This is a genomic window from Streptomyces sp. NPDC056503 (assembly GCF_042794995.1).
Classification (GTDB): domain Bacteria; phylum Actinomycetota; class Actinomycetes; order Streptomycetales; family Streptomycetaceae; genus Streptomyces.
Genome location: NZ_JBHTST010000004.1, coordinates 60,081 through 81,465, shown reverse-complemented (window position 1 = coordinate 81,465; position 21,385 = coordinate 60,081). Strand labels below are relative to the sequence as shown.

Annotated in this window: 16 protein-coding genes; 5 read left to right on the top strand and 11 right to left on the bottom strand. The window is 71.7% G+C overall.

What is annotated here, in order from left to right:
- Positions 1-304: 304 nt before the first annotated feature.
- Together ACFQ8C_RS02210 and ACFQ8C_RS02205 are read right to left on the bottom strand one after the other, a co-directional pair.
- Entirely contained in the window at positions 305-3,163 is a 2,859-nt protein-coding gene (locus ACFQ8C_RS02210) for a discoidin domain-containing protein (RefSeq protein ID WP_383451368.1), read from the bottom strand.
- Positions 3,164-3,640: 477 nt separating this feature from the next.
- Positions 3,641-4,771 (bottom strand): ROK family protein, encoded by a 1,131-nt coding sequence (locus tag ACFQ8C_RS02205; protein ID WP_383451366.1) that lies wholly within the window; start codon positions 4,769-4,771, stop codon positions 3,641-3,643.
- A gap of 121 nt (positions 4,772-4,892) precedes the next feature.
- On the opposite strand from ACFQ8C_RS02205, the gene ACFQ8C_RS02200 reads away from it, so the two are divergent.
- From ACFQ8C_RS02200 to ACFQ8C_RS02180, 5 genes are all read left to right on the top strand, one after another.
- A complete protein-coding gene (locus tag ACFQ8C_RS02200) occupies positions 4,893-6,191 on the top strand; it encodes an ABC transporter substrate-binding protein (RefSeq protein ID WP_383451364.1) in 1,299 nt (432 codons plus the stop codon).
- On the top strand, positions 6,188-7,150 hold the full coding sequence (locus ACFQ8C_RS02195; protein ID WP_383451362.1) for a carbohydrate ABC transporter permease: 963 nt from the start codon (positions 6,188-6,190) through the stop codon (positions 7,148-7,150). Before ACFQ8C_RS02200 ends, ACFQ8C_RS02195 begins: the two co-directional genes overlap by 4 nt.
- On the top strand, positions 7,150-7,983 hold the full coding sequence (locus ACFQ8C_RS02190; RefSeq protein ID WP_383451360.1) for a carbohydrate ABC transporter permease: 834 nt from the start codon (positions 7,150-7,152) through the stop codon (positions 7,981-7,983). The genes ACFQ8C_RS02195 and ACFQ8C_RS02190 overlap by 1 nt, the downstream gene beginning before the upstream one ends.
- 2 nt (positions 7,984-7,985) lie before the next feature.
- Positions 7,986-9,296 (top strand): Gfo/Idh/MocA family protein, encoded by a 1,311-nt coding sequence (locus ACFQ8C_RS02185; RefSeq protein ID WP_383451358.1) that lies wholly within the window; start codon positions 7,986-7,988, stop codon positions 9,294-9,296.
- Positions 9,297-9,669: 373 nt separating this feature from the next.
- Positions 9,670-11,820: a family 20 glycosylhydrolase gene (locus ACFQ8C_RS02180; protein ID WP_383451356.1), complete on the top strand. Its 2,151-nt coding sequence runs from the start codon at positions 9,670-9,672 to the stop codon at positions 11,818-11,820.
- A 447-nt stretch (positions 11,821-12,267) separates the two neighbouring features.
- On the opposite strand, the gene ACFQ8C_RS02175 is transcribed toward ACFQ8C_RS02180, so the two are convergent.
- The 9 genes from ACFQ8C_RS02175 to ACFQ8C_RS02135 all read right to left on the bottom strand — a co-directional run bounded on the left by ACFQ8C_RS02175 (position 12,268) and on the right by ACFQ8C_RS02135 (position 21,384).
- Positions 12,268-13,023 carry a FadR/GntR family transcriptional regulator gene (locus ACFQ8C_RS02175; RefSeq protein ID WP_383451354.1) on the bottom strand — a complete coding sequence of 252 codons (756 nt, stop codon included), beginning with the start codon at positions 13,021-13,023 and terminating at the stop codon, positions 12,268-12,270.
- Complete coding sequence (locus ACFQ8C_RS02170; protein ID WP_383451353.1) at positions 13,014-14,027, bottom strand: aldo/keto reductase; 1,014 nt, start codon at positions 14,025-14,027, stop codon at positions 13,014-13,016. Before ACFQ8C_RS02170 ends, ACFQ8C_RS02175 begins: the two co-directional genes overlap by 10 nt.
- Before the next feature lie 155 nt (positions 14,028-14,182).
- Positions 14,183-14,944 (bottom strand): SDR family oxidoreductase, encoded by a 762-nt coding sequence (locus ACFQ8C_RS02165; protein WP_383451351.1) that lies wholly within the window; start codon positions 14,942-14,944, stop codon positions 14,183-14,185.
- Positions 14,941-15,984, bottom strand: a complete 1,044-nt coding sequence (locus tag ACFQ8C_RS02160; RefSeq protein WP_383451349.1) for a zinc-binding dehydrogenase — start codon at positions 15,982-15,984, stop codon at positions 14,941-14,943. The genes ACFQ8C_RS02165 and ACFQ8C_RS02160 overlap by 4 nt, the downstream gene beginning before the upstream one ends.
- Entirely contained in the window at positions 15,981-16,418 is a 438-nt protein-coding gene (locus ACFQ8C_RS02155; RefSeq protein WP_383451347.1) for an RbsD/FucU domain-containing protein, read from the bottom strand. The genes ACFQ8C_RS02160 and ACFQ8C_RS02155 overlap by 4 nt, the downstream gene beginning before the upstream one ends.
- Positions 16,409-17,311, bottom strand: coding sequence for an amidohydrolase family protein (locus tag ACFQ8C_RS02150; RefSeq protein WP_383451345.1), 903 nt, complete (start codon positions 17,309-17,311; stop codon positions 16,409-16,411). Before ACFQ8C_RS02150 ends, ACFQ8C_RS02155 begins: the two co-directional genes overlap by 10 nt.
- A complete protein-coding gene (locus tag ACFQ8C_RS02145; RefSeq protein WP_383451343.1) occupies positions 17,304-18,629 on the bottom strand; it encodes an L-fuconate dehydratase in 1,326 nt (441 codons plus the stop codon). Before ACFQ8C_RS02145 ends, ACFQ8C_RS02150 begins: the two co-directional genes overlap by 8 nt.
- Positions 18,630-18,785: 156 nt before the next feature.
- Positions 18,786-19,829: an ABC transporter permease gene (locus ACFQ8C_RS02140; protein WP_383451341.1), complete on the bottom strand. Its 1,044-nt coding sequence runs from the start codon at positions 19,827-19,829 to the stop codon at positions 18,786-18,788.
- A complete protein-coding gene (locus ACFQ8C_RS02135) occupies positions 19,822-21,384 on the bottom strand; it encodes a sugar ABC transporter ATP-binding protein (protein ID WP_383451339.1) in 1,563 nt (520 codons plus the stop codon). The genes ACFQ8C_RS02140 and ACFQ8C_RS02135 overlap by 8 nt, the downstream gene beginning before the upstream one ends.
- Between the last annotated feature and the right edge of the window lies 1 nt (position 21,385).

Sequence of the window (21,385 nt, the reverse complement as noted above, 5' to 3'; positions counted from 1 at the left end):
CGCACCACGTGGAGTGCGTGGCGATCCTGGAGGCGGTGAAGAAGGACGCCTGATCTGCGGTCTCTTCGGGGGACTTGTGCGCGACCACGGTCCGCGGAGGTCCGTCGTGACGGCTCTGGTCTCGTCGATCCCCATGTCGACACCGGCCGCGTAGCCCGCTCGCCGTGGGGCTTTCCGTAAGGTCCCCCCGTGCCTCGCCGGTGGGTGGGGGGAGTGCAGGGCAGGCCGCGTGTTCGTGGGGACCGGCCGGGGCGCCTCTGGGGAGGTGCTGCCGGCCGGTTTTCGGGGGTGTGGGGGAGAGGGGCTATCGGGGGTCGATCGTGTAGGTGGATCCCGGGGTGGTGTTCCAGCTGATGACGCCGCCGGTCAGCTTCGAGGACACGCTGTTTCCGTTCAGGCGGACGCGGACGTTCCTGCCGGGCCAGGGGTTCTGCAGTCTGGCCGTCGCGCCGGCCTCGCTGGTGATCGTCACGCCGCCGACCGTCCCCCCGGTGCGAGCGGCGCTCACCTCGAACGCGCCCTTCTCCCGGAGGCGGACGAAGTTCGCGTTCACCCCGCTCGGGTACCCCGGGAAGAGGACCATGACTCCGCCGTCGCTCTGGAGGAGCATGTTGTTGATCGCCTCGATGGCGCCGGCCTTCTCGATGCCGTGGTGGTTGTCCGAGACGCGCAGGTTCTGGACCATCTGGGCCTGGATCCGGGACTTCAGGATGTCGACGAGCCGCTGCGCCGGGTAGCCGACCCGCGCCGCCTGGGTGAAGCTCTTGGGGAACGTGTTGTCGTTCGCCCAGCCGTTCATGGCGTCCAGGGTGTCGATCGCCTGCTGACGCATGGTCGGATCGCTCCGGATCCCGATCAGCTCTCCCGGGTGGACGAATTCCAGGTTCACCGTCTGCCTGCCGATGTTCATGTCGTCGCTCTCGCCGGTGCCGGTCGTCGTGCCGGGGTCGGCCAGCGTGAACACGGTCTTCCCGTTCAGCACCTTCGTCGGCTGGGCGGGGAGGCGGCCGAGGATGTACTTCCACGTCTCCTGGTCGGGGTCGTCGATGCCGAGCGTCGTGTTCGCCTCGATCAGCGTCTTCAGCACGAGCTTGAGAACGCCGAGGTCGGGACTGGAGTTCCGCGACCACCCGCCCTCGTTGTGGCCCGTGTAGAGGACGTACTGGCCCTTCGTGGCGTCCCAGCGGAGGTAGGTCTTGAAGAAGACGGCGAGCGGGCGGATGAACGGGACGACCTTGTCGCGCAGGAAGGTCCGGTCCTGGGTGTAGGCGTAGGAGGAGATGAACGCGGTCGCGCTGAACAGCCCGTTCATCGTCTGCTGGTAGTAGTACGGGTTCGAGGTGTCGCCGAAGGCGGTCATGCCGACGGGGAACAGGGCTCCGCCGTCGATCCCGCCCTCCAGGCCGTTCTCCCGGATCCAGGTCGGATTGAGGGCGACCAGGTCCTCCCTGCTGCGGCGCTTCGCCTCCGGGAGGTAGGCCATGAAGGTGTCCGTCATGGACCTGGCCAGCTGGGGACGGTTGCTGGAGTACGCGCCGTACAGGGGCGCGATCGCGTTGTAGTTCAGGTGGAGGTCGCCGGCGTAGGACGTGTCGTCACGGGTCGTCCAGATGCCGTACAGGCCCGAGGGCGTCGTGGTGCCCTCCCCGAACGTGGAGCCCAACTGGTACTGCGCGCCGTAGTAGTAGCGCTCCAGGAGCGGATCGTTCAGGTTGACGTACGACTTCAGCCAGTACTCCTTCCACCACTGCCGATGGGCGGTGAACAGCGAGTCGAGCTCGGTCCGGGTGGTCCGGTCGGCGATCGCCGTGGCACCGGGACGCGGGTCGGCGGGGTTCTTCCCGCCGCCCTCGACCGCGGTGACGATGTCGACGGTCGCGCCCGGATCCACCTGGATCGTCATCGTCGCCCTGTTGCCCGTGGCCGTCGGGGCGGACAGCGGGACGGCCCCGATCACGCGGGTCGCCAGCGCCGCCTGGGTCACCCAGGCGCGTCCCGCGGGGGTCTTCCGCAGTGCCCAGACGGTGTCACCGGTGACGCCCGCGCTGTTCTGCATCGCCGGGTCCTGGCCCGCTGTGGTGCCGGACCAGGCCGAGACGTTCAGGGTGACGGGCTTCGAGCTGTTCGACGTGAGGGTCGTGACCACCCGGTTGCTCTTGGCGCCCACCCATGTGCTCATCCGGACCGGGGCCTCGTCGATCATCATCTCGGTGTCGATCTCACCGTTGAGGATGTCCTGCCGTTCGCGGAAGGCGACGGGGGTGTCGGGCGCGTCCGGGTCCGCGTAGAGCGAGAGCCGGGGGATGCGCGCGCGGGGGTTGTCGATGGTGTCGGGTGTGGATCCCTGAGTGGGTTTGGTGATGTTCAGCCGTACGTAGCGCGCCTGGGTGGGGGTGAACGAGCGATCGGTCCTGTCGGCGGTGTTCCCGGTGACGGTGTCGACATCGTTCCACGTGGTGCCGTCCGCACTGGTCTGTAGCGTCCAGTCGCGGGTGTTCATCGCCTCCTGGCCCGGGTCGGTGAACGTCGCCCCGCGGTGCTTGACGACGTAGCGCCCGATCTGCCGGGGAGAACCCAGGTCGACCTGGAGCCAGTGCTGGCTGCCGATCGCCGAGACCCACCCTTCGCCCGTCGGGTCCGTCCCACTGATCGCGTTCTGGGCGGCGAAGTCGTCGTGCACGCTGCTGGCGGTCGCGGTCCCGCCCGGCGCGAGGTTCCGGCCGGCGCCCGCGCTCTCGATGGTGACGCCGCCGAGCGCGATCGGGCCCGGGGATCCCAGCCGCTGGTAGTCGGCGGGTTGACCGTCTCCCGGGCTGATGAAGTCGCCCTTGGTCACGATGAAGGTCTTGACCCCCGGTGAACCGGACGACACGACACCGACGTCACCGTTGCCCAGCAGCGCCGTGTCCGGCTGCGTCGTGGTGACCGAGTTGCGGTAGTCCTCCGTGGTCCACGAGCTGTCGATGGCCTCCAGCTTCGAGCGGATCGTCGCCCACTCGGCTTCCGTCGCCGCGGCCGCGGTGCCGGCCTGGGTGGCGGGGAGCGCGAGGGACGTCAGGGTGATCGCGGCGACCGTGGCGACGGCGCGACGGCGCCGGCGTCGTGGGGACCCTCCTTCGGAGCGACCCCACCGCGCGGCGTAGCGCACAAGGGCATGACTCATGAACGAACCCTCCAACGGATGTGACCGGGCCTTGTCGCCGAGGTCGCGTGGTGTGTGTCCGACGGTGGCGAGCCTCGGGGCAGGTGGTCGACTGGCGTGTGGGATCAGCGGGCGAGCACCCGTTCCGGGGTGCCGGCACGGACCGTTGCCCGTGTCGGCGCGGTGGGCGTACGACCGCCTGACAGGTGTGCGCGCCTCACTCGCAGCCGGGATGGCTGGGTCGAGTCGGACTCCGTGTGCGGAGGTCGTCCGTGGCGGATGCGCGGGCACCGGTGAACGGCGTGGGGTGGTTACCAGCCGGGTAATTATGAAGACTGTGTTCATAATTACCCGGGGCGGACGTTAGGTGAGGCCCGCTCGGCGCGTCAAGAGGTCCGGGGCCTCCGGTGGTTCACCCGCGCCGGGCGGGCCGGGGTCGGCGGTCGCCGTCGGTCGCCGGTTCCGGCTCGGGCGGTGTCCTGACGCCGGTCGCGGGGGTCAGTCCCGGGCGGACACCTCGAACAGCCGCTGTTCGACGAGGTCGAGGGAGAGCCGGACGGCGCCGAGGGCCACCGATCGGTCGCCGAGCGCCGAGGCCACGATCTCCACGGGGAACAGGCAGTGGTCGGCGAGCCGGCCGCGGAGCGGGTCCAGCAGGAGCCGTCCGGCCTGGGAGACCCCGCCGCCGAGCACGACCAGTTCGGGGTCGAGGGTGAGGACCATCGCGGCGATCCCCTGCGCGAGGTCGTCGGCGTACCGCTCCAGGGCTGCCAGGGCGCGGGGATCGCCCTGTCGTACGGCGGTGAACAGGCCTTCCGCGTCGCCCCGCCCCTCGCCCGACCAGCCGAGCAGGCGGCCGGGGGCGGTGGGCCAGCTCGATGCCGCCAGGACGCCGATCTCCCCCGCCGCGCCGTGGCGGCCCGCGTGCACGCGTCCGTCGATCAGCACTCCCGCCGAGACGCGCCGGCCCGCGTGGATGTAGAGCACGTCGCGCGCCTCGGTCGCCGAGCCCCGCCAGCGCTCGCCGAGAGCGGCCAGGTTGGTGTCGTTGCCCACGGCGACGGGGGCGTCGAAGGGCTCCCTCAGGGCGGCCGCGAGGTCGACGCCCGTCCAGTCCGGGACCAGTTCGCTGAGCCGTACGACGCCCGAGGCGTCCACGATGCCGGTGGTGCCCACCCCCACCGCCTGCACGTCCGTCGCCCGCAGGCCGGCGCCGCGCAGGGTGCGGTGGCCCAGCGTGCGGGCGGCGGTGATCCGTTCGGCCGACGGCAGCTCGGGGGCCACGGCGGTCTGGCGGCTGCCGAGCACCTCGCCCTTGAGGTCGGTGACCACCGCGAGGATCTTGTTCGCGCCGATGTCGAACCCCAGGACGCAGCCCGCCTCCGCGCGGAAGCGGTAGCGCTTGGCGGGGCGGCCGACACCGCGGGCGCGGTCCGTCTCGGGTGCCACCTCCTCCACCCAGGACTGCTCGACGAGCCCGGTCAGGGCGTTCTCCACCGTGGCGCGGGCGACCCCGATCGACCGGACGAGCTGCGTGAGGGTGAGGCTCTCCGCCTCGTGGAGCACGCGGAGCACGGCGGCCGCGTTCAGGCGGCGCAGCAGGGAGGAGTCTCCCCCGGTAACAGTCACGTTTCCCTCTTCCCGGCTCTTGACTCGGCCGCTCGACGCGTCCCACCATCAGTCAACATTATTTCAGAAGGTAGCAAAATAAACAGCTCGTCTGCTGGCCTTCCGGATCGAGGAGCACCACGTGAACCGTCTGGCGCGCGCTTCCTTCCCCGTCCTCGTCGTCGCCCTGGCCGCCGGGGCGTGTTCGCCCGCCGGCACGGATACCGGCGGCAGCGGCGAATCCGGCAAGAAGGAGATCACCTTCCTCACCTTCGAGACCCCGAACCTGGACGCCGCGTACTGGGACGACGCCATCGCACGGGCGGAGAAGAAGGTCCCGGGCCTGAAGGTCAAGAAGCTGGTGGCCCCCAGCATCGATCGCACCGGATACGCCAAGCAGCTCCTGGCCTCGGGCCAGTTCCCCGACGTCTTGGTCTCCGTCTCGCCCGTCGGCTTCGGCGAGGCCGGCGAGATGGTCGCGTGGACGGACCGGGAACTGGAGCCGTTCACCTTCCCGCGGTCCAACCCCATCGGCGGCAAGATCTACCAACTGCCGTACAACACCCAGCCGATCCCTCTCGTCTACTACAGCAAGAAGCTCTTCGCGAAGGCCGGCATCACGGCGCCGCCGAAGACGTACCAAGAGCTGCTGGACGCCTCCGAGAAGCTCAAGGCACAGGACATCGACCCCTTCGTCGTCGGCGGCGGCGGCAAGGACGCCGTCGCCTCCTCGTACCTGTGGACCGCCCTGGTCGGCACCGACGTCTACCGGAAGACGCCGGACTGGATGGAGCGGCGCCGCGCCGGCAAGGTCTCCTTCGGCGACGCCGACTTCAAGGGCGCGACGGACAAGTTCGTCCGGCTGGCGCAGAAGGGCTACATCGACAAGGCCGGACTCTCGCGCGACTACGCCAACACCGAGAAGGCCTTCCTCGCCGGCAAGGGCGCGATGTACCCGATGGGCAGCTGGTTCGCCACCGCCGGCGACAGGAGCCCGATGAAGGACGACATCGGCGTCTTCGCCTTCCCGACCGACGACGGCACCCCGGCCCTCCCCTCCTACACCGGCGGCGGCATGTCGGTCTCGGCGAAGTCCGCGCACCTCAAGGAGGCGAAGGAGTTCGCGCTCGCCTTCCAGCAGGACAAGGCCACCCTCGACGCGGTGGTCAAGGGCGACGGCGCGATCATCGCGATGAAGGGCTACACCCCGCCGACCGGCATGGGCCCCGTCTACGGCGCCACCGTCCAGGTGTACGAGGACGCCGTGAAGAACGACGGCATCGTCAACTCCTTCCTCGTCGAGACCGGCGACGACGCGCTGCTCCCCGGCCTCGTGGAGAAGTCCTACGCCCTCGCCCAGGACATCATCGCCGGACGCAAGAACGCGGACCAGGCGACCAAGGCGCTGGACGAGGACTGGGCGAAGGCCGACACCAAGTGACCACCGGGCTCAGGACATCGAAGGAGAGCGGCGCGCTCCACGGCGCGCCGCCGGCCCCCGGGCCCCGGTCCGCGGTCCGCCGCGGACGACCGGGCGCCCTGCGCCACTTCCTCGGCTTCGGCGCACCGGGACTGCTCGTGTACGCCTGTTTCGTACTCGCCCCGATCGCGCTCAGCGTCGGCTACAGCCTCACCAACGCCGACCAGTTCGCCCCCACGACCGAGTTCGTGGGCCTGGACAACTACACCCGGCTGCTCACCGACGACGCCTTCCTCACCGCGCTCAAGGTGACGACCGTCCTCACCCTCATCGTGGTCGTCGTCCCCAACGTCCTCGGGCTCGCCGTCGCCCTGCTCCTCGACCGGAGCGGCCGGCTCTACCAGGCACTGCGCAGCGTCTTCTTCGTACCCGTCGTCCTCAGCTCGGTCGTCGTCTCCGTCGTCTGGCAGGCCGTGCTCACCGACGACGGCCTGGTCAACTCCCTGCTGCGGTCGCTCGGCGTCGACAGTCCGCCCGGCTGGCTCTCCGATCCCGACCTGGCGCTGTACTCCGTCGGCCTCATCATCAGCTGGCAGCTGCTCGGCTTCTGCGCCGTGGTCTACCTGGCCGGGCTCCAGGGCGTGCCGCAGGAGCTGCACGAGGCCGCCGCCATCGACGGCGCGGGACCCTGGCTGCGGTTCCGCAAGGTGACCTGGCCGATGCTGGCACCGGCCCTGACCATCAACACGGTGATGCTGCTGATCACCGGGTTCAAGGCCTACGACCACATCCAGGTCCTGACCAGCGGCGGCCCCGGCACCGGCACCACCGCCACCCTCGCCTTCTCCGTGGTCCACACCGGATTCACCGCCAACCGCACCGGAGAGGCCTCCGCCATGGCACTGGTCATGCTGGTGATCGTCGCCGTCGTCTCCAGCGTCGCGCTGCGCTTCCTGCAGCGCCGGGAGGTGAACCTCTGATGCGGAACACCCCGCGCGCCCCCTGGGTACGTCCCGTGGTGGCCCTCGCCGTCACCGCCGTCTTCTTCCTGCCGCTGTACCTCGTCCTCGCCAACGTCTTCAAGCGGGGCGAGGACATCGACGACTCGGCGGTCTCCCCGCCGTGGCCGCCGACCCTGGACAACATCTCCCAGGTGCTGAACCGTCCGGACCGGCTGTTCTGGAACGGCCTGGTCAACAGCGTCACCATCACCCTGCTGTCGATCGTGCTGCTCACCGTCTTCTCCGCGATGCTCGGCCACTACCTGTGCCGCAGCCGCCGCAGGGCCGCCCGGGTCACGCTGCTCGTGCTCCTCGCCGGACTGATGATCCCGCCCCAGGTGATCCTCGTCCCGGTCACCGACATGCTCCAGCTCACCGGGATGATGGCGACCCTGCAGGGCATGGTCGCCTTCAACGTCGGCTACTACGTGCCCTTCGGCGTCTTCGTCTTCTCCGGCTTCATCCGCTCCATCCCCCTGGAGCTGGAGGAATCGGCGGCCATGGACGGCGCGAGCCGTCACCGCGTCTTCTGGCAGGTCGTCTTCCCGCTGCTCCGCCCCGCCACGGCCAGTGTGCTGATCTTCCTCGGGGTGTGGATCTGGAACGACTTCCTCAACCCGCTCATCATCCTCGGCCCGGCCGGCGGCACCACGGTGACCGTCGGCGTCTACCGGGCCATCGGCGAACACCAGCAGGACTTCGGACAGCTCTTCGGCCTGATGTTCCTCGCCGCCCTGCCCGTCCTGATCTTCTACATCGTCCTCCAGAAACACTTCGTCAAGGGCCTCACCGGAGGGGCTGTCAAAGGATGACCATGACCAGCAGCACCACGCGTACGGCATTCGCCAACCTGCGTACCCACCCCGGTCGCCCGCTGGACCGTCCGCTCGCCCTGGCGCTCGCGGGCGCGGGCGCCCGCGGCACCGGCTACGCGGCCCTCGCCGCGGCCGGCGCCACCCCGGTGACGCTGACCGCGGTCGCCGAGCCGCGCCTCGGGCGGCGCGACGAACTCGCCGACCGGCACGGCGTCCCCGAGGAGCACCGCCACACCGACTGGCGTGACCTGGCCGCGGGTCCGCGGGTCGCGGACGCCGTGATCATCGCCCTGCAGGACGCGGAGCACCTGGAGGCCGCCGAGGCGTTCGCCGCCCGTGGGTACGACATCCTGCTGGAGAAGCCGATGGCCCTCACCGCCGAGGAGTGCGACCGCATCGCCGCGGCCACGGAGGCCGCCGGGGTGTCGCTGACGGTCTGCCACGTCATGCGCTACTCGCCCTACACCGTGCGCCTCAAGCGGCTCGTGGACTCCGGGCGGATCGGGAACGTCGTCAGCGTCGAGCACCTGGAGCCCATCGGCTACTGGCACTACGCGCACTCGTACGTACGCGGCAACTGGCGGCGCGAGGACCTCTCCAGCTTCGCGCTCCTGACCAAGTCGGGTCACGACATCGACTGGCTCGGCCACGTCATCGGCCGCCCCGTCACCGCCGTCTCCTCCTTCGGTTCGCTCAGCCACTTCCGTCCCGACCAGGCGCCGGAGGGCGCCGGCGAGCGCTGCGTCTCCTGCGCCGTCGAGACCCACTGCCCCTACTCCGCGCGCAGGCTCTACCAGGTCGGCCTGCGTGAGGGCGGCGTCAAGCGGTACTTCACCCGGATCGCCGCGGACGAGCTGACCGAAGAGTCGGTCGAGCGGGCCCTGGCCGAGGGGCCGTACGGGCGCTGCGTCTACCGGAGCGACAACGACGTCGTCGACCACCAGGTGGTCAACCTGCAGTACGAGGGCGGCGTCACCGTCGCCTTCACCCTCACCGCCTTCACCCCGCAGGAGAACCGCCACACCAAGATCTTCGGCACCCGCGGCCAGATCACCGGCGACGGCCGCACCCTCGAGATCTACGACTTCGTCACCGACGAACGCACCGTCATCGACACCGACAACGGCGGCGCCTCCGCGGCCGAGGGCCACGGAGGCGGCGACGCCGCACTGGTCGACGCCTTCGTCCGCGCCCACCACGGCGGCCGTCCCGAGCTCCTGCTCTCCGGTGCCCGGGAGAGCCGCGACAGCCACCGCGTGGTCTTCGCCGCCGAGCGGGCCCGCCGCACCGGGCAGGTCGTACGGCTCTGATCCGTATCTGAGGAGACCAGCCGCCACTCGGGCCTGACGCGGCCCGTGGGGCGGCTTCCTGCTCTGCCCAAGCTCCCATGATTGCGCAACCATTGACGTATCGCCAGAGGGGGCGCGGAGACGCTCCCCGCAGTTTCCCGCGCCGGCGCCGAGACTCCGCCCACCGTGAAGCTACGGCGGAGTAAGCCTTGACGCACCCTTTCCCGCACTGTCACGGTTCGTTTGAAAGTGATGGAAAGTAGCCCTGTGCGTGCATGAAGCCGCACTTTTTATGCTCTTGGCTGTCTGCTTCCTTTTTTCGCCACGCTCCTGGCGGGGCGGCCTGCCCGGCCGCACCCGCAGACGTGTATCCCCTTCACCGAAGGAGTCACCCATGCGCCCGACGCGCCCACGGGGCAGAAACCTCGCCGCCCTCGCCGCGCTCACCCTCGGCCTCGCTCTCGCCTCGCTCGCGCCGACGACGGCCACCGCCGCCCCGAAGCCGCCCGTCAAGGCTCCCGCCCCGGCCGTCGTGCCCCAGCCCGTGGCCCAGACGAGCCTGAGCGGCAGCGGCTTCACCGTCACCGCGCAGACGCCGGTGAACGTCATCTCCTCCGGTGACCCCGACGCGGCGGGCGTGGGCACCTACCTCGCGGGGCTGCTGGCCCCCGCTACCGGCTACACACTGCCGGTCACCACCACCTCCCAGCCCGCGGGCCAGGCCATCGTCCTCGACCCCAACGGTCCGGCCGACCTGGGCGCCGAGGGCTACACCCTGTCCTCGACCGGCACCGGCGTGACGGTGACCGCGCACGGGGCGCAGGGCCTGTTCCGCGGGGTGCAGACCCTGCGGCAGCTGCTGCCGGCCGCGATCGAGTCCACTTCGGTCAAGCCGGGCCCCTGGACCGTCGCCCCCGTCCAGATCTCGGACAACGCCCGGTACTCCTATCGCGGCGTCATGGTGGACGTGGCCCGGCGCTACGTCCCGATGCCCCAGCTCAAGCGGTACATCGACCAGGCCGCCATGTACAAGATCAACACCCTGCACCTGCACCTGACCGACGACCAGGGCTGGCGCATCGCGATCGGCGCGCTACCGAGCCTGACGACGATCGGCGCGAGCACGCAGGTCGGCTTCACCGGTGGCACCGACTGGTACTACACCGCGGCCGAGTACCAGGAGATCGTGGCCTACGCCAAGTCCCGCTTCATGACCGTCGTCCCGGAGATCGACGGCCCCGGCCACGTCACCTCCGCGCTGGCCTCGGTCCCCAACCTCAACTGTGACGACCAGCCCAGCGCCCTGTACACGGGCTCCGCAACGGGCATCAGCCTCTACTGTCTGAGCGACTCGCAGCACGTGGCCAACGTCAGTGACTTCCTCACCACCGTGATCGACACCGTGGCGGCGATGACGCCCGGACCGTACGTCCACCTCGGCGGCGACGAGACCCCGGCGGCCACCCCGGCCCAGTACTCCGCCTACGTCTCCGCCGCCAGCTCGGCCGTGACCGCTCAGGGCAAGACCGTGATGGGCTGGCACCAGCTCGGACAGTCGACGATCCCCGCGAACAGCATCATGCAGTGGTGGGGCGGCGACGGCGACCGGGGCACGATCGGCACGAACCACGAGAACGAGAACGTCCACTTCGTCCGCGACGCCGTCCAGCAGAACGCCAAGTTCGTCATGTCCCCCTCGGACCACGCCTACCTCGACATGAAGTACGACTCCTCGACGCCGTACGGGCTGGACTGGCAGGGCCACGTCTCGCTGAGCAGGGCCTATGACTGGGACCCCACCACCTCGACGGCCAAGCTCGACGGCACCGGCTCGCTCGTCCCGGCCGACAAGATCGCCGGTGTCGAGGCGGCGCTGTGGGCCGACCGCGCCTACGCGGGCAGCCACCGGCCGGACCCGTCCACGAGCCAGTTCCCCGAGCCGTACGCGTACGCCGAGCACATGAGCTTCCCGCGTCTGCCCGCCATCGCCGAGATCGGCTGGTCGCCGCGGTCCACCCACGACTACGCCGACTTCAGCCGCCGTCTGGGCACCCACGGAGCGCGCTGGACCGCCGCGGGGATCGAGTACTACGCCGCCCCCGACGTACCCTGGTCCACTCCCCCTTCCGGCAACAGCCTGATCGGCGTCCGCACCCTCACCACCGGCGGCAAGGCCCTCGACGTGCCCGGCAGCTCCGACGCGCCGGACACACAGCTCAACACCTGGACCGCGCACGGCGGCAACAACCAGAAGTGGACCTTCGTCGAGCAGCCGGACGGCTCCTACATCCTGGTCAACGTCGCCTCCGGACTCTGTGCCGACGTCAGCCACGGTTCCCTGTCGGCAGGCGCCCCCGTCATCCAGTGGACCTGCGGCGGGACCACCAACCAGCGGTGGGAGGTCACCCCGGCCGCCGGCGGCGGCTCCACCCTGACCTCGGTCGGGAGCGGCCTCCTGCTGACCACCGCCTCGACCGCCGACGGCGCCCTCGTCACCCAACAGCCCGCCAACGGCTCGGCACTGCAGCGCTGGACCATCGGATGACACACCGGGCCTGACGGTCCGACGACACGACACAACACGACAGGGCGCCGGGCCACGTGCCGGGCGCCCCGGGTGCCACGGATCCCCTCCGCGCGTGACGCCTTCTTCCGAAGGCGCGGGACGGTCTTCTCCTCCACCGCCCTCCGGCACGAACGGTGCCGGAGGGACGCCTCTCCGAGCGACCGCGAACTTCCTGTCGAGGCCGAACGGCGGGAAGCGGCTTCCGCGCTCGTCCTCCTCGGCCGGTACGTCGCGGCGTCGGGCGGTGGGCGGCTGCCGTCGGCTCCGGCCGCCCGCGTCGGGAGGGCCACGGCCGGTGCCGACCGTGAACACGGGGACGCGGGCACGCCACGGAGGTCGGGGACCTCTTCCGGGGCCGTACGACCGACCCGGCGGTCATGCGCGCGGGCCGCGGCGTACGAAGGGGCGCGGATCCCGCGACGGCTCTCAGCCGGCCGTTTCCCCCGGGTGCGACGACCCGTCGGGATTCCGGAACGGGGCGTCGGGGGGGAGGGAACCGGCCCGCAGGTGCTCCTGGAGGCCCTGCTCGGTGCTGCTGACGTGCATCAGGGCGGCTGCCTCGCTCAGGGAGGCGTCCCGCCTGGACAGCGCCCGGTAGATCGCCTCGTGCTCCGCGAGGGTGCGGTCCGCGGCGTCGGCGTCGATGAGCCCGCGCCAGATACGGGCCCGCAGGGTGCGGCCCGAGATGGCTTCCAGGAGGGTGAGCAGCGTGTCGTTCCCCGTCGCCGAGACGACGGCGCGGTGGAAGGCGGCGTCGTGGGTGTTGAGCTGTTCGACGTCGTCGCGGGCCTCGCGCATCGCGTCCAGGCGCCGCTTCACCTCGGCGAGCTGTTCGTCGGTGATCCGCGTGGCGGCCAGCGCGGTGGCGGCCGGTTCGAGCAGGCGGCGGACCTCCATCAGGTCCCGCAGTGCCCCCGAGTCGCCCTGGAGCAGTTCCACCGCCCCGCCGAGGCCCTCGAGAAGGAGGGTCGGCTGCAGGCTGGTGACGTAGGTGCCGTCGCCGCGCCGGATCTCCAGGATCCGCGCGACGGAGAGCGCTTTGACCGCCTCACGGGCGAGGTTGCGCGAGAGACCCAGCTGCGCGGCCAGTTCCGGTTCGGGGGGCAGCTTCGACCCCGGGGGCAGGACCCCGGTGCGGATCAGCTCACGGATCTGCGCGATGGCCTTGTCGGTCAGGGACAACGCGAACTCCTTCGACGACCGTACTCGGCGGGAACGTCCGGCCTGATCAGTCCCTGGGAGCGGAGGTCGTCCCAGAGGTCCTCGGGAACGGGCCGGCCGTGCAGCTCCGCGTTGCGTGTCGCCTGTTCGGCACTCCGCATCCCCAGGGTGACGTTGATGATACGGGGGTGGCTGTGGGGGAAGGCGATGGCGGCGGCCGGAAGCGTCGTACCGTGCGCGGCGCAGACCTCGGCGATCGCCCGCGCGCGGGCCACCAGCGCGGAAGGCGCGAGCCGGTAGTCGTACGTCATGCCCTCCTCGGGCCGTTCCCGCGAGAGCAGCCCCGAGTTGAACACCCCGACCGCCACCACGCTCTTGCCGAGTTCCTCCGCCGCGGGCAGGACGTCGTCCAGCGCGGACTGGTCGAGGAGGGTGTAGCGCCCGGCGAGCATGACCACGTCGGCGGCGGTCTCGCGCAGGAAACGGGCGAGCATGGCCGACTGGTTCATGCCGGCCCCGACGGCTCCGACGACCCCCTGGTCGCGCAGGTCCGCCAGGGCCGGCATGGCCTCGTCGGCGGCCTGCCTCCAGTGGTCGTCCGGGTCGTGGAGGTACACCACGTCCAAGCGGTCCAGGCCCGTGCGCTCCAGGGTGGCCTCGATGGACCGCAGCACGCCGTCCCGGCTGAAGTCCCATTCCCGGCGCAGGTCGTCCCGGACGGCGAAGCCCTCGGTGTCGACGCCGCGCGGGTGCTCGTTGGGCACGAGCAGACGCCCGACCTTCGACGAGACGGTGTACTCGGCGCGGGGCCGGTGGCGCAGGGCCGCTCCGAGCCGGCTCTCCGACAGGCCCAGCCCGTAGTGCGGGGCCGTGTCGAAGTACCGGATGCCCGCCTCCCAGGCCGCCTCGACCGTGGCGGCGGCGTCCTCGGCCGGGGTGGCGCGGTACAGGTTGCCCAGGGCCGAGGTGCCGAAGCCGAGCTCCGTGAGCTCGACGGCCGTGTGGGGGATTCTTCGCTGTCTCACGATGTGCTCCAAGGGAGAGGGGCCCGCGCACGCGGCGCGTCGGGTGTCGGCGGCTCACCACGGCCGAGCCGCCGACGACGGGCGCATCGACCCCGCGGGCGCGGACGGGGCCGGCAGGAGCCCGGCGTCCGACGGCACCGACGCGAAGTCGTCCGTCATCGGCCCAGCCATCCGCCGTCGACGGGCAGGACGGTGCCGTGGACGTACGCGGCGGCGTCCGAGGCCAGGAACACGGTGGCGCCCGCGAGGTCGTCGGCGCTGCCCCAGCGCCCGGCCGGGATGCGGTCGAGGATCGCCGCGCTGCGGGCCGGGTCGTCCTGGAGCGCCCGGGTGTTGTCGGTGGCGATGTAGCCGGGGGCGATGGCGTTGACGTTCACGCCGTGGGGCGCCCACTCGTTGGCCAGCGCCTTGGTGAGGCCGGCGATGCCGTGCTTGGCCGCCGTGTAGCCGGGGACGGTGATGCCGCCCTGGTAGCTCAGCAGCGACGCGGTGAAGACGATCTTTCCGCGGCGGCGGGCGACCATCCCCGCGCCGACGGCGCGGGTGAGGGCGAACTGGGCGCCGAGGTTGACCTGGAGGACCAGCTCCCAGTCCTCGTCCGTGTGCTCGGCGGCGGGGGCCCGCCGGATGGTGCCGGCGTTGTTGACCAGGATGTCCACCGGCCTTTCGCGACCGGCGAGTTCGGCGCCGAGGGCGCGTACGGCCGCCGGGTCGGCGAAGTCGGCGCGGATCGCCTCGAAGCCGCGACCGGCCGCCAGGACGTCCTTCTCCACGTCGCTGCCGGACTCCTCCAGGTGGGCGCTGACGCCGATGACGTCCGCGCCGGCCTCGGCGAGCGCGCGGGCCATGGCCCGGCCGATGCCCCTCCGGGCGCCGGTGACGACGGCGAGCCGTCCCGTCAGGTCGAATGCCGTCATGCCGTGCCTCCGGGGGTGTCGCCGCCGCAGTCGACGAGGATCTTCATCACGTCTCCGCCGTCCTCCAGCGCCTTGAACGCGTCGGCGGCCTCGACCAGCGGAACCACCTTGCTGATCAGCCGCTCCACGGGGACGGTCCCGTCGGCCACCAGCGCCACCGCGCGTTCGAAGTCCGCGCGGTTGTAGAGACGGGCGCCGACGAGCGTGAGCTCGCGCCAGAAGAAGCGGTGCAGGTCGACCTCGCGGGGCCGGGGGTGGATCGCCACGAGGCAGAGCCGCCCCCGTACGCCCAGGACGTCGACGGCGGTCGTCACTCCGCCGGCCGCGCCGGAGACCTCGAAGGCGACGTCGGCGCCGGCGCCGCCGGTCCACCGACGGACGGCCTCGGCCACGTCGACGGCGGCCGGGTCGAGGGTGACGAGTCCCAGTTCCCCGGCACGGCGCCGTCGGTGGGCGCCGAGTTCGACGAGTCGGATGTCCGCGCCCGCGGCCTGTGCCACCAGTGCGATGAGCACCCCGACGGGTCCGCCGCCGACCACGACGACCTTCTCCCCGGCGCGGACGTCGGCCCGGCCGACGTCGTGCACGGCGACCGCCGTGGGTTCGACGAGCGCGGCCCGGTCCAGGGGGAGCGAGGCGGGAAGCGGGACGAGGGTGTCCGCGGGGACGGTCCACCGCTGCTGCATCGCGCCGGGGGAGTCGATGCCCATGAAGTCGAGGTGCCCGCAGACGTGTCGGTGTCCGGCGCGGCAGGCCGGGCAGGTGCCGTCCCAGCGCAGCGGCATCACGGTCACCGCGTCCCCGGGCCTGGGCCCCGTCACGTCCGGGCCGACGCGTACGACGCGGCCGGACATCTCATGGCCCAGTACGGCGGGCCTGGCGACCCGGGCGTCCATGTCGCCGTGGAAGATGTGCAGATCGGTGCCGCAGACGCCGACGAAGGCCGGGGCCAGTTCCACCTCGCCGGGGCCGGGGGCGGAGCTCCGCGCGGGTGCCGTGCCCAGAGTCCGCGGGCCGGTGTAGTGGACTGCGAGTGTCATGGTGGGGTCAGGGTCCCTTCCGGGCGGACGCCGATGACGAGGAGGAGGTTGGCGTAGGTGCGGACGTCGGCCGTGACGATGGTCAGGGCGAGGTCGGGGGAGCGCGCGGCGTCGTAGAAGTCGAAGCGCCCGAGTGTCTCGACGGGGACGTGGGCCAGCCGCGAGCGGTACGCGGCGATCGCCGGCGGTTCCGGCGTCCCCTCCGGAGGCGTCATCACCCACGCCGACTCGACGGGGAGTACGGGCAGCAGCGCGTCGAGCACGGTGGTGACGTCGAGCAGGCCGGGCGTCAGGTTCAGATGGACGGTTCCGGCCCGCTCGCCGACGGCGGTGCTCGCCGGGTAGTGCCCGTCGGCGATCAGGACCCGGGCTCCGTGTCCGGCGCCGGCGAGCGCTCCGAGGACGCCGGGGTGCAGCAGGCCGGTCAGGAGCACGGCGTCCGCTCCTTCCGGTCGGCGGGGGCGAGGCGGTAGAAGTCGGCCGCGGTGCCGGCGAGGATCGCGGACGCCTCGGTGGGCGTGCGGTCGGCGAGGAGTTCCCCCACCGTGGCGGCCCAGCGGTCCCAGCCGCCGGCGAGGACGCACACCGGCCAGTCCGAGCCGAACATGAGCCGGTCGGCCCCGAAGGCGTCCAGCAGGACGTCCCACACCGGGCGGATGTCGGCGGTGGTCCACGTGGCGTGATCCGCCTCGGTGATCAGGCCCGACACCTTGCACCGCACCTGGGGGTGCGCGGCGAGCCGCCGCACGTCCCGCTCCCATCCGGCGAGCGGGCCCCGGGCGAGGGGCGGCTTGCCGGCGTGGTCCAGGACGAGCGGCAGCTGGGGCAGCCGCTCCGCGAGCCGGACGGCCTGGGGGAACTGGTCGCTGCGGATCAACAGGTCGTACGCGAGGCCGCGAAGGCCCACGGCGCGCAGTCCCCGCTCCACCTCCGGCCGCTGCAGCCAGCGGGGGTCCGGCTCGTCCTGGACGAGATGGCGTACGGACCGCAGGTAGGGGCCGCCGCGGTCGGTGAGCAGGGTGTCGAGGACGTCGCCGATCGACGGGGAGGCGAGGTCGGCCCAGCCGACGACCGCGCGGATCAGCGGGTCCCTGTCGGCCAGGTGCAGGAGTTCGCGGGTCTCCGTCACGGACGGCACGCACTGGACGACGACCGTGCCGTCCAGCCGTCGGCCGGCGAGGGTCCGGGTGGCGGCCGCACGCAGGTCCCCGGTCGTGAAGTCGCGGCGGATCGGTGCGTGGCCGGGCGCGTCGAGCCAGGGCTGGGGGCGGCGCCGGAGGTCCCACACGTGGTGGTGGGCGTCGACGAGGAGCGGTGTGTCAGACACGGGTGGTCCAGGTGGGGCCGTCGGGGTAGACGTACTCCTTGAGGGACGCGGGGTGCATTTCGGCGCTCAGCCCCGGTGCCGTCGGCGCGAGGTAGTGACCGTCGGCGATGCGCACCGGGTCGACGAAGTGCTCGTGGAGGTGGTCGACGTATTCGAGGACCCGGTCCTCGACGGTGCCGGAGACGGCGACGTAGTCGAACATCGACAGGTGCTGCACCATCTCGCACAGGCCGACACCGCCGGCGTGCGGGCAGACCGGCACGGCGAACTTCGCGGCGAGCAGCAGGATCGCGATGTTCTCGTTGACGCCTCCGACGCGTGCGGAGTCGAGCTGCACGATGTCCACCGCGCCTGCCTGGAGCAGCTGCTTGAACACCACCCTGTTGGCGACGTGCTCGCCGGTCGCGACCTTGATGGGGTGTACCGCGTCCCGGACGGCGGCGTGGCCGAGGATGTCGTCGGGCGAGGTCGGTTCCTCGATCCAGTACGGGTCGTAGGGGGCCAGGGCCCGCATCCACGCGATGGCCGGCTGGACGTCCCATCGCTGGTTGGCGTCCACGGCGATGCGGATGTCGGATCCGACCGTCTCGCGGGCGGTGCGCATGCGCCGTACGTCGTCGTCCAGGGACGCGCCGACCTTCAGCTTGATCTGGGTGAAGCCCTCGGCGACGGCCTCGCGGGCCAGGCGGGCCAGTTTCTCGTCGGAGTAGCCGAGCCAGCCGGGGGTGGTGGTGTAGGCCGGGTAACCCTTCTCCAGCAGGCGGGCGACGCGCTCCTGGCGCCCGGGCTCGGCGCGGCGAAGGATCTCCAGGGCCTCCTCGGGGGTGAGGGCGTCGGTGAGCCAGCGGAAGTCGACCTGGGCGACCAGCTCCTCGGGCGTCATCTCGCCGAGGAGGCGCCAGACGGGCTTGCCGGCGCGCTTGGCGGCGAGGTCCCAGGCGGCGTTCACGACGGCGCCGGTGGCCATGTGGATGGCGCCCTTCTCGGGTCCCAGCCAGCGCAGTTGGGGGTCGTGGACGAGGGTGCGGGCGAAGGAGCCGAGGTCGGCGCAGAGCTCGTCGACCGGGAGGCCGACCACGTAGGGGGCGAGGGCGGCTATGGCGGCGGCCTGGACGTCGTTGCCGCGGCCCGTGGTGAAGGCCAGGGCGTGGCCTTCCAGTTCGTCGTCGGCATCGGTGCGCAGGACGACGTACGCGGCCGAGTAGTCGGGCTCGGGGTTCATCGCGTCGGAACCGTCGAGATGCTCCGAGGTGGGGAAGCGGACGTCGAGCACGTCCAGGGCGGTGATCCGGGCGGACGCGGGCAGGGGTGAGGACATGGTGGCTCTTTCGGAGGGCAGGGCAGGGCCTGCGACGAGTGGGGCGGCGGCGCGCGGGCGTCCGGCGGCGGTGCGGCGGATCGTGGCACCGGCACCGGCACCGGCACCGGCACCGGCACCGGCGGCGGATCGCGGTACCGGCGGCGGCCGCCGGGTTCATTCCTGTGCCTTGCCGCCCGTGATCCGGGAGAGGGTGAGGGCGACCAGGATGATCAGGCCGTTGAGGGCGCCGATCCACTGGGCGGGGACACCGGCGAGGGTGAGCACGTTCTGGATCATGAAGAGCAGGAGGATGCCGCTGAAGGCCCCGAACATGGTGCCCTTGCCGCCGTTGAGGCTGATCCCGCCGATGACGGCGGCGGCGAAGACGGTGAAGATGTAGCCGTCGCCCTGGGCGGAGGCGACGGAGGCGAGGCGCCCGGACAGCATCAGGCCGGCGAGGGCGGCGAGCACGCTGCCGACGACGATGACGATCCACAGCACCCGGTCGGTGCGGATGCCGGCGGCCTTCGAGGCGTCGACGTTGCCGCCGATGGCGTACAGCGAGCGGCCGAAGCTCGTCCAGCCGAGCACGACGACGGCCACGGCGAACAGCGCCAGGCAGATCCAGATGGAGGCGGGTACGCCCAGCCACTGGGCGGTGCCGAGGTAGAGCATCGACGGCGGGAGCTGGAAGAACGTCTGCCCGCCGGAGACGCCGGTCAGCACACCGCGGAGCACGATGAGCATGCCCAGGGTGACGATGAAGCCGTTGAGCCCGAAGCGGATGATCAGCAGGGCGTTGAGCACGCCGACCAGGGCGCCCACGACGAGCGTGACGGGGACGGCCCAGGCGCCCGGCAGGAGGCCGAGCCCGTGGCCCGCGCCGACCGGCACCACCAGCCAGGCGGCGATCCCGGGCGCCAGCCCCATCGTGGACTCGAGCGACAGGTCCATCTTCTTGACGATCAGGATCATCGTCTGCGCGAGGACCAGGAGGGCGATCTCCGACATGGTCTGCAGCACGTTGATCAGGTTGTCCGGCTGGAGGAAGACCGGGTTGACGATCTGGCCGACGATCGCGATCACCACGATCGCGGGGACGAGGGCGAGATCGCGCAGCCGGGCCAGCGGGATCCGGCCGCCGAGCAGGCCGGGCCGCGGGGAACGGGCCTCGGTGTCCTTCGGCGAGGGGGTGTCCTTGAGGACGGTCTCAGGCATGGAGGTCCACTCCTTCCATCGCGGCCACGAGGTCGTGGTCGTGCCAGCCGCGGGCGATCTCGGTCGTGACCCGGCCCTGGAACATCACCAGGACCCGGTCGCACAGGCGCAGGTCGTCGAGCTCGTCGGAGGCGATGAGCACTCCGGTCCCGGACTCGGCCGTCTCCTCGACCTTGCCGAGGAGGAACTCCTTGGATCGCACGTCCACACCCGCGGTCGGGTTGATCAGGACGAGCAGCCGGGGGTCGTCGGCCAGGGCCCGGGCCATGACGACCTTCTGCTGGTTGCCTCCGGACAGCGCGGAGACGGGCAGGTCGGGGCCGGGGGTCTTGACGGCCAGCTTCTCGATCATGGCCGCGGCGAGCCGGTCCCGGCGGGCGCGGCTCAGGAATCCGTGGCGGCCGAGCCGGCCCGGTACGGACAGGGTGGCGTTGTCCGCGATCGACATGTCGGGGACGAAGCCCTCGTGGTGACGGTCCTGCGGAACGAACCCGACACCCGCGGCCAGTGCCGCGGGCACGCTGCCGGGGCGGGGACGCCGGCCGGCGACCTCCACCTCGCCGCCGGCCGCGGAGCGGAGGCCCACGACGGTCTCGGCGACCTCCGTGCGCCCGCTGCCGGCGGCGCCCGCGAGGCCGACGATCTCGCCGGCGCCCACCCGCAGGGTGACGTCGGTGTACGTGGCGCCCCCGAGTCCCCGGACGCTCAGCGCGGCGGGCGCGGTGGTGTCGAGCGTGCTCCGCCGCTCCCCGCGCCGTTCCCCCGCCGCCTCGCCCGTCATGGCGGCCACGAGGTCGGTGCGGGGCAGGTCGGACACCGGTGCGGTCAGGATGTGACGGGCGTCCCGGAACACCGTCACCGTGTCGCAGATCTCGTAGATCTCCTGGAGGTGGTGACTGATGAAGAGAAACGTCACGCCCTGGTGCTGGAGGTCCCGGATGCGGTGGAAGAGCCGGTTGATGGCGGCGCCGTCCAGCTGGGCCGTCGGCTCGTCGAGGATGATGAACCGGGCCCCGAAGGACAGGGCGCGGGCGATCTCGACGAACTGCCGCTGCTCCACGTCGAGATCTCCGGCCGGGGTCTGCGGATCCACGTCCACCGACCAGGTCGACAGCAGGTCCCGGGCCTGCCGGCGCACCTCCCGCCAGCCGATCAGGCCGCCTCGGGCCCGGTCGTACCGGTTGAGGAAGAGGTTCTCGGCGACGGTCAGGGAAGGGATGATCGTCGACTTCTGGTAGACGCAGGCCACGTGGCGGCGCCAGCCGTCCCGGTCGGGGGGCGGGGGGGCCGGGGCGCCCCCCAACGGCCCCGCCCCCACCGGCGGTGGCTGGAGGGGGGGGGGTACCGACACCAGGGTCGACTTGCCGGCTCCGTTGCGTCCGACGAGGGCGTGGGTCTCGCCCTGCCGGACGGTGATCCGGGCGCCGTCGAGGGCGACGGTGGGGCCGAACCGTTTGACTACGCCCGTCGCCTCGACGACGGGTGGGGCGGTCCGGACCCGCCCCCCGTCCCCGGGGACGGGCCCGGGGGTGATGACGCGCTCCCCGTCACTCATA

Bases quoted from the DNA above. Each gene is read 5' to 3' on its own strand.
- ACFQ8C_RS02210 (WP_383451368.1), bottom strand. From the start codon at position 3,163: ATGAGTCATGCCCTTGTGCGCTACGCCGCGCGGTGGGGTCGCTCCGAA.
- ACFQ8C_RS02190 (WP_383451360.1), top strand. From the start codon at position 7,150: ATGCGGAACACCCCGCGCGCCCCCTGGGTACGTCCCGTGGTGGCCCTC.
- ACFQ8C_RS02185 (WP_383451358.1), top strand. From the start codon at position 7,986: ATGACCAGCAGCACCACGCGTACGGCATTCGCCAACCTGCGTACCCAC.
- ACFQ8C_RS02180 (WP_383451356.1), top strand. From the start codon at position 9,670: ATGCGCCCGACGCGCCCACGGGGCAGAAACCTCGCCGCCCTCGCCGCG.
- ACFQ8C_RS02165 (WP_383451351.1), bottom strand. From the start codon at position 14,944: ATGACGGCATTCGACCTGACGGGACGGCTCGCCGTCGTCACCGGCGCC.
- ACFQ8C_RS02160 (WP_383451349.1), bottom strand. From the start codon at position 15,984: ATGACACTCGCAGTCCACTACACCGGCCCGCGGACTCTGGGCACGGCA.
- ACFQ8C_RS02145 (WP_383451343.1), bottom strand. From the start codon at position 18,629: ATGTCCTCACCCCTGCCCGCGTCCGCCCGGATCACCGCCCTGGACGTG.
- ACFQ8C_RS02140 (WP_383451341.1), bottom strand. From the start codon at position 19,829: ATGCCTGAGACCGTCCTCAAGGACACCCCCTCGCCGAAGGACACCGAG.
- ACFQ8C_RS02135 (WP_383451339.1), bottom strand. From the start codon at position 21,384: ATGAGTGACGGGGAGCGCGTCATCACCCCCGGGCCCGTCCCCGGGGAC.